Genomic DNA, 2427 nt, shown 5'->3' with positions numbered 1-2427 from the left:
TCGCGGCCCCGTCGGGGCAACTCGTTGGCGCGAGGGAGACTTATGTCTCATTTTCAAACCCGCGTCAAGAACTTTTTTTGCCATCCGGGAAAATTTCTTTTCCCGTCGCCCTTTCGGACGTAGCCAGCTCGTTGGCGCGAACGGCTTTATGCGCCTTTTCGACCCCACCGTCAAGCATTTTTCCGCAAAAAATCGAAAAAATGTTTTCGAACCGTCAAAAAGGCGCTTCCGCGTCATGGATCGCTGATTTTCAATCCGCTGTCGAAAATCATACGACTCTGCGCAAAAAAAGTAAAGTATTTCATATTATTTTTTATACAATATGAAAAACAGATGACAAATACGTAGTTTTTTCAAAATGTTGCCTTTTCAGCGCTTGCCATAAAAAAAGCCCCTCCCGAAGAAGGGGCCTGTATTGCCGCAAAGCCGATCAATGCGTTTCGCGATGCCACATGATAAAGAAGACCGAGCCTACCGTCATGGCGCAGGCCAGGAGCATCTTCCAGGTCAGCATCTCGCCCCCCAGCAGCCAGCCCAGAAAGATGCCGATGACAGGCACCACATATTCATAGGAAATGGCCGTGGCGATGGGTACATTCTCCAGCAGCCAGAAATAGCAGGCATAGGCGATGACCGAGCCACCGGTGCACATCCAGGCAAAGGCCACGACCACAGGCCAGTGGATATTTTCATAGCGGATCGCATGATGCTCGCCATCCAGAAAGGCGACCACAAGGCATTCCAGGCCGCCCATAAAGATGAGCAGCGCGCAAGATTGCAAACTGGAAAGCCGCGTCTTGAAAGGAAAACGGCGGGTCAACAGGGTACCGGCCACCCAGCCGAGCGTGGCCGTGAAGACCCAGATCATGCCGGAGATGCTGCTTTGCTGTACGCCGCCCACATTTTGCTGACTGTAGGCCAGCAGCACGAGGCCGCAGGTCCCTGTGGCCAAGCCCGTCCATTGCAGCAGCCGCGGCCGAGGCTCATTGGCGAACAGCCAGCCGGCCACCAGCATGGTGATGGGCGTCGAGCCGGTGATGACCGCCGCCGTGGAGGAAGCCACGCTCTCCTGCCCCTTGGCCAGGAAGCCGCTTGCCAGCAGGACCATGAACACGCCCATCCAGGTGGCATGGATCCAGTCCTTGCGCTCCGGCCGTATCCAGCGCCCCGTGAGCATCAGGAACAATGCCAGGAGGATGCCGCCGATGACCATGCGGCTGCCCCCTACCAGAAAGGGCCCGGCCACCCCAAGGCTGAATTTGTAGCCGATATAGGTGGATCCCCACGAGATATAGACCAGGAAAAGGTGCAGCATGACGTGCAGGGACTTTTGCGAAATAGGCATAGGCGCGCCCCCTCCTCAGCGATATAGGGGCCAAGTATCATAGTTTTGCAAACTGTCAAGAGATGGAACAAAATCACCATCTTTCATAAATAAATACAGACATATACTTGCATCATCACCATTATTCCCCATATTATGGGGCAGGCAGGCCCGCCCCGATGCCGCGACCCTGCCCGCATGATGCGGGACAGAGCTTTCAGACTTGGCAGGCAATGTCTGCCATGCTATGACAATCCCGGGGGAAGGCTAATTATGAAAGAAGAAAACAAAGACCGATCAGAATTGCTGGCATTCCTGGAGTTCATGAGCCGCAAAGGCCTGAACACCACGGCCCAGAGGCGGATCATCGCCGATGCCTTTTTTGAGCTCCCCGGCCACCACTCGCTGGAGGAGTTCTATCAGCATGTCCAGAAACTAGACCCGCGCATCGGCCAGACCACCGTCTACCGGACGCTCAAACTCCTGTGTGATGCCGGTATGGCGACAGAGATCCACTTCAGCGACGGCATCACCCGCTACGAAGTGGCCGCTCCCGACAGTCATCACGACCATATCGTCTGCCAGTCCTGCGGCAAGATCGTGGAGATCTACGATCCCCGCATCGAAAAGCTGCAACAGGAGCTGACCAAGAAGCACGGTTTCCTGCTGCTGCGGCATGTGCACATCCTTTCCGGTATCTGCGCGGACTGCCAGAAAAAAATGCAGCAATGACCTTTTCCGGCCGGCATGACAGCGGGCGGATCTTTCCGCCCTTTTTTGTGGGCCCGCGCTAATTAAAGTTGATTTTCATTTTCATTTAGAGCATACTTGCCGAAAATCGACCGAAACGAGGACACCAGCATGGATGGCCAAAGCATCGCCGTTATCGTCATCGTGGCTGTGGCCGTGATCTTCATGGCCAGGAAAATTTTCATCTCCGTCCGCAAAGGACAGTGCTCCTGCGGCTGCGGGGATGGCAAACAGCAGGCCTGCTGCAAGGGATGCAGCATCGCCACAAAACGTGAGGACCTGCTTCCGTAACAAAAAGCAAAGGCCGCCACTCCCAAGGGAGGGCGGCCTTTTTTTATAGATGTGTCCGGCGG

At 55.1% G+C, this 2427-nt stretch carries 4 protein-coding genes; 2 read left to right on the top strand and 2 right to left on the bottom strand.

From position 1 onward, the window contains the following. The coding region (locus tag ACQRCJ_RS12305) for a hypothetical protein (RefSeq protein ID WP_427799924.1) at positions 1-326 on the top strand (326 nt) is incomplete at its 5' end. A 104-nt stretch (positions 327-430) separates the two neighbouring features. Here ACQRCJ_RS12305 and ACQRCJ_RS12300 read toward each other — a convergent pair. After that, complete coding sequence (locus tag ACQRCJ_RS12300; protein WP_168936276.1) at positions 431-1345, bottom strand: DMT family transporter; 915 nt, start codon at positions 1343-1345, stop codon at positions 431-433. Between the two features lie 252 nt (positions 1346-1597). On the opposite strand from ACQRCJ_RS12300, the gene ACQRCJ_RS12295 reads away from it, so the two are divergent. Next, the gene (locus ACQRCJ_RS12295; RefSeq protein ID WP_204626674.1) at positions 1598-2056 is read left to right on the top strand and encodes a Fur family transcriptional regulator; all 459 of its coding nucleotides are present in this window, start codon (positions 1598-1600) and stop codon (positions 2054-2056) included. A gap of 62 nt (positions 2057-2118) precedes the next feature. Here ACQRCJ_RS12295 and ACQRCJ_RS12290 read toward each other — a convergent pair. Further along, the coding region (locus ACQRCJ_RS12290; RefSeq protein ID WP_427799923.1) for a hypothetical protein at positions 2119-2427 on the bottom strand (309 nt) is incomplete at its 5' end.

This window comes from Desulfovibrio sp. SGI.102 (genome assembly GCF_050314315.1).
Classification (GTDB): domain Bacteria; phylum Desulfobacterota; class Desulfovibrionia; order Desulfovibrionales; family Desulfovibrionaceae; genus Desulfovibrio.
The sequence above is the reverse complement of the archived record's forward strand: the minus strand, read 5'-3'. Positions and strand labels throughout refer to the sequence as shown.